This window comes from Porticoccus sp., assembly GCF_041592135.1.
GTDB lineage: Bacteria > Pseudomonadota > Gammaproteobacteria > Pseudomonadales > Porticoccaceae > Porticoccus.
On record NZ_JBFHQR010000146.1, the window covers coordinates 1 to 5,440 of the forward strand.

Sequence of the window (5,440 nt, forward strand, 5' to 3'; positions counted from 1 at the left end):
CCCACATCGACCACCACATAAGAGGGTTTCAAATAGAATAGAAAGAACCGATCAACAAGCTGGTAAACGCCGCGCTTTTCAAAACTGTCCACCCACAAGCGTCTCGATATTTTCGTTGGATTAAACCTGAGCTTGTAACCATATTTTTTTATTAAAAATAGTCGGCAAGCACCGGTTTTATACAGGACTTTTGATACCTCTCTAAGCAAGCTCATATTCTTCCCAAAAGGCAATAACGGAAACTTGTTGACAACCAAACACAATCAATCATCTTTTGCCACCAACACATCCTCCATGATCAGATACTGCAAGTCCGAGCCGAAGAACATATTGAGTGCATCCGTTGGTGAACAGACCATGGGTTCGCCGCGGCGATTGAGGGAGGTATTCAGCACCACGCCATTGCCGGTGAGTTTTTCCATTTCCTCCATCAGCTCGTAGTAGCGCGGGTTGTATTCCCGCTTCAGGGCCTGGGCGCGGGCGGTGCCGTCTTCATGCACGACCTCCGGCACGCGGGTTTTCCACTCCTCGTTCACCTCAAACGTGAAGGTCATAAAGGGGGCGGGGTGGTCGATCTTGAACATTTCCGGTGCCACCCGATCCAGCATGCTGGGGCAGAACGGACGCCAGCGCTCGCGGAATTTGATCTGCTCGTTAATGCGATCGGCAACACCGGGGGAGCTGGGGCAACCGATGATTGAGCGCCCGCCCAGTGCCCGTGGACCAAATTCCATACGCCCCTGGAACCAGGCCACCGGATTGCCGTCCGCCAGAATCCGGGCAATGCGCTGCGGCACCTGGTCGATCACCTGGTACTGCGGTTTTTCCGGGTGCGCCTCACAGGCGCGGATACATTCCTCATTGCTGTATTTCGGCCCCAGGTAGACATGGCCCATCGGCTCCGGCTGGATACCGCGTTTTTTCAGGGCGTAGGATGCGGCGCCCACCGCCGTGCCGGCATCCCCCGAAGCCGGCTGGACAAACAATTCTTTCACTTCATCGCGGGCGATGATTTTCTGGTTCAGTTTGACATTCAGGGCACCACCACCGGAAAACGCCAGCTTGCCGGTCTCCCGGAGAATATCCCCCAGGTAATGGTCCATCAGCTTGAGCACCACCTCTTCGTAGAGCGCCTGAATAGTCGCGGCGTAGTCGATATAGGGCTCATCGGCGATATCGCCTTCGCGCTTCGGCCCCAGCCAGTCGATCAGTTTGGGGCTGAAATAAAAGCCGACGCCATCCTGTTTGTAGCGGCGCAGGCCGACGGTGTTGACCAGTTGGGTATTGACCTTGAAGTCCTTGCCATCGAAATCGATCAGCCGGGAAAAATCGTACTTCGTCGGGTCGCCGTAGGGCGCCATGCCCATCACCTTGTATTCCCCGTCGAGCATTTCGAAGCCGAGGTATTCCGTCAGGGCGCCATACAGGCCGCCGAGGGAATCCGGATCGTAAAATTCCTTGATCTTGTGAATGCGGCCATTTTCACCGTAGCCGAAGAAGGTGGTGGCATACTCGCCCTTGCCGTCCACCCCCATAATGGCGGTTTTTTCCGTGAAACCGCTCAGGTGGTAGGCGCTGGAGGCATGGGCCAGGTGGTGTTCCACCGGCTCGAATTCCACATTGTTCGGGTCAATACCCAGATCGCGCAGCAGGCCAAACACCCGGTTGCGGTAGCGGCGATAGCGGCGGTTGCCGTTCAGCAGCGCATCCAGCGCGCGATCCGGGGCGTACCAGTAGCGTTTGGCAAAGTGCCAGCGGGCGGGGGTAAAAATGGAAATAGGCGCGAACGGCACCGCCACCACATCCACCGCCTCGGGCTTGATACCGGCGAACTCGAGACAGAATTTTGCCGCCTCAAAGGGCATTTTGCCCTTGGCGTGCTTGTCGCGAATAAAGCGTTCTTCCTCGGCGGCCGCCACCAGCTTGTCATCCACATACAGCGCGGCGGAGGGATCGTGATTCAGCGCACCGGAAATACCGAGAACAATTGTCGACACAGTTAAACCTTTTTATTGACCAGTGAAATGCCGGACCGCGTGGCCATGGGTCTCAGCAGTTCTTCAAAGTGCTGCCAGGTTTCACCCTGCCAGTTATCCATAAAACGCTGCAAATCCTTGCGATAGCTGCGGACAAATCCCTGTTTGCAGCGGTGGTGGCGCACGGCATCGAGATCGATCACCTCCAGATGCCGGTCGGCGACAATCAGGTTGGTGGCTTTCATGTCCCCATGACTGGTTCTGCCGCGCCACAGATTATCAAACAGGCGCACCACTTCCCGGTCCAGCCACTCGGGGACCCCGCCCTGGCCCCGCTTGAGCAGCCAGGCTTGCAGGTTGTCCCCGTCGACACATTCCGTCAGCAGATAGGCCTGCCGGCGCAGCGGACCAACGCGCTCTTCCCGCACCGCCAACGGTGTGGGCGTCGCGATGCCGAGCAATTCTAACCGATGGGCACTTTTCCACGAAATCCAGGCGCGACTGGGGCGGAAACAGCGGCTGAGGCCATGCCAGAAGCTTTTGATGTTATAGCGCTTGAGCACCCAGCTGACCTCGTTCCCCGCCACTTTCATGACCGTGGCAGAATTCCCCTGCTTCAGGAAAGCGGCCTGACCGGTCGCCGCTTCCGGCCTGTCCATCAGCTTCAGGAGCTGCTCGCTGGCGGCGTTTCGAGCAACCGCGACAAAGGCGCCAGCCGTTTTGGGAACCATGAATTGGGTGCAGTTGCGGGTGGTCTTGGCCAGGTAATGGCGAATGCGTTTTTCCCGCATTGTCGCAATCAGCGCCTGCAACCGCTGCCCGTCCGGGGGATTTTCCCCGTAGGCATCCAGGGTCATGGCGGACAGCCGGTCATAGTCCGGGGTCATCTGGGCAAAGAGCAACGCCAGGTTCTCGAGCGGTTTCTTCAGCGGGGCAATCCCGCCGCCATCAATCATGTAGAGCTGATTGTCCCTGAAGAGGAAGTTATCCAGGTGGATATCCGCCTGCATCCGACCCCTGCGATGCAGGCGACCAGTCAATGCCACGGCACGCCGCAACAACTCCACCAGCTCTTCGGGTTGCCACTGCCGGTAACAGTCCTGCAGGCTGGCGGCATTATCCAGGAATTCGGTGGCCAGCAGAAATCCGCTGGGCGGCCCTTCATCCGTCAGGGTCCAGACTTCCCCCGGACAGGCAATACCCGCTGCGCGCATTGCCGCCAGGCCCGCGCGCTCACACACAAAATCCCGCTGCCGGAAAAACAATTTGACCAGCACACTGCGGCCACCCAGGTGGGCGCGCAAGACCAGACGTTTGCCGGGGAGGTGGCGAAAAATGGCATCACACAGCAGCTGCTGCCCACCGGGGCCTTCCAGTGCAAAAGGTGCCGCCAAACCCAGGGGCGCCAGCTTTAATTGCGCCAGTGTCAGCTGCTCAACCACCGGACAGGCGCTCCTTTGCCTGCATGCGCGCAGCCACCGCGGCCTCCAGAGCCTGCCCAGTCCAAACATGGGGACAGGCTTCCAGGTAACCGGCGTAGAGCAACTGCTGATCGTCCGGAGTTAAAGACGGGGTGTGCCGCAACAGGGTATCCAGGTCCCGCAAACCGCCCTTGCGTCTGCGAATGCGCTTGCATTTCTCGAGATCGATCAGGCGCAGCTCAAGGGGGCCAGTGAGGGAAAAGTACACGTGTTTGGGGTACAGGCAGCCGTGCTTCATGCCGACACTGTGCAAGCGGCCAAGCAGTTTTCCCAGCGCCAGCAGCCCAGCACCCCGCTGCTCACCGGCGGGGTGTTGCGCCAACCATTGGTCCATGTCGCAAAAGTCATCCAGCGCCTCGGTCACCAGTATCGCCCGATCGAGCGTCGAGCATTCGCGACCACAACAGACTGCGTGCAGGGTGGCGATGCCCCGCCGGGCCAGCCACTGAATGGTCTGCCTCTCACGCAGCGCCACGGGGATACCGCGCCACGGACTACCGAGGGTCTGGCAATTAAAGTTTTCCTGCCGCTTGAGGTAAAACCGCCGCTCCCGGTCGCCGTCGCGCAGGGTGAGCAACCCCACTTCGCTCCAGCCACCCCGGGCCCGATTGGGCTCATCCACCAGCGCGACATCCGCCGCCCAGAGGCCGGCAAAATGGTCCAGACCGTTGGCCCGAAACAGGGGCAACAGCGCCGGTTCGAGTTCAAAGAAACGCTTTTTCATTCGCTTCCCGTCATCACTGGTGATAGCCCTTCCGCACCCCTTTGTCATACAGCCGCTCCGCCTCGCGCTCCACCGAGCGCCAGAAGTTCGCCCCCTGATCCAGGGCGCGGCGCAGGGGCTGCTGCTTGTATGCGCGGATAAAGCAGCACAGATCGCGCCGGTCAAAACCCACCCGCCGCGCGGAGTAGTACAGCGCCGCCAGATCCTTGTGGCGCCAGCGCCGGGGGGTGCGCCGGCGGATCTGCACCCGGTGCAGGTCAATGACATAAATCGGTCTTGCAGACACCGGCACAGCCGCATATTCCGGCGAGGTATCCAGCAGGAAATGGCACAGATAGTAATCGCGGTGATTGACGCCATTGTCGTGCAGGGTGCGGGAAATATGCGCCAGCCGTGTCACCAGCGCCCGCCGCTCCGCCACCCCCATGGCCGCCAATACCGCCGGATTGCAGTATTCATCCAGCGGCTCGGTGGGCTCCAGCGCCCGGGTAATGAGAAAGGACTGCTCATCCGCCGGGTTCCAGCCGCGGCGGCCAAAGGCCACCGCCGTCATGGTGTCCACCCCCAGCGCTTTCAGCCGGGCGATAGCACGGTATTCATTCTCTGCGCCCAGTACCGGAATGCGCAGGTAGAGCAGGTTTTTCAGGATTTCCCCGACCCCGACCCCGGCGTGGGTTTTGACAAAGTAGGCACCGCCGTCGAACGCAAAGCGGGTGGTGCGGCGATCCCCCATATCCCGATAGGTATCCCCGGTGATGGCGAACGCCTCGGCAAAGGGATCGCGACCGGCCCAGCGGGAAGCAAAGGGTTCATTCAGAAACAGCTTCACGCTTCCTCTCCAACAGGTTATCGATCACATCCGCCGCCCTGGCTGGCATCCCATAAATATCCGCCGTTTTTGCAAAGCGCAGGCCATTGTCCCGCCATTGCGATCGGTCCGCCAGCAACATGGACTCCAGTTCGCGATTCAACGTCTGCTGCGAGAAGGGCGACACCAATACGATACCGGCTTCAGCTGCCGACACATAGCGGGCGTAGCCGCAGACGTCGGTCACCAGCACCGGCAATCCCGCCACCACCGCTTCCAGCAACACGGTACCGGTATTTTCGGCATAGGCCGGGTGAATCAACAGGTCCGCCCCCTGCAGGAAGCGCGGCACATCGTCACGGCCGGCAAAGAATCGCACCTGTTGGCCTATGCCCAGGCTTTCGGCCTGGGCCTGATACGCCGCGGCATCATCCTGGCCAATCACAAACAA

General features: G+C 60.0%; 5 protein-coding genes. All 5 read right to left on the bottom strand.

The genetic code is table 11. From position 1 onward, the window contains the following. Positions 1-263 precede the first annotated feature (263 nt). Complete coding sequence (locus ABY948_RS10915; protein ID WP_461482568.1) at positions 264-1,997, bottom strand: carbamoyltransferase family protein; 1,734 nt, start codon at positions 1,995-1,997, stop codon at positions 264-266. 2 nt (positions 1,998-1,999) lie between these two features. Then, positions 2,000-3,418: a lipopolysaccharide kinase InaA family protein gene (locus tag ABY948_RS10920; protein WP_461482569.1), complete on the bottom strand. Its 1,419-nt coding sequence runs from the start codon at positions 3,416-3,418 to the stop codon at positions 2,000-2,002. Then, a complete protein-coding gene (locus ABY948_RS10925) occupies positions 3,411-4,181 on the bottom strand; it encodes a lipopolysaccharide kinase InaA family protein (protein ID WP_461482570.1) in 771 nt (256 codons plus the stop codon). Before ABY948_RS10925 ends, ABY948_RS10920 begins: the two co-directional genes overlap by 8 nt. Before the next feature lie 13 nt (positions 4,182-4,194). Next, entirely contained in the window at positions 4,195-5,010 is an 816-nt protein-coding gene (gene rfaP / locus ABY948_RS10930; protein ID WP_461482571.1) for a lipopolysaccharide core heptose(I) kinase RfaP, read from the bottom strand. Beyond that, on the bottom strand, positions 4,991-5,440 hold a 450-nt coding region (locus ABY948_RS10935), incomplete at its 5' end, for a glycosyltransferase (protein WP_461482572.1). The genes ABY948_RS10935 and rfaP, both read right to left, overlap by 20 nt.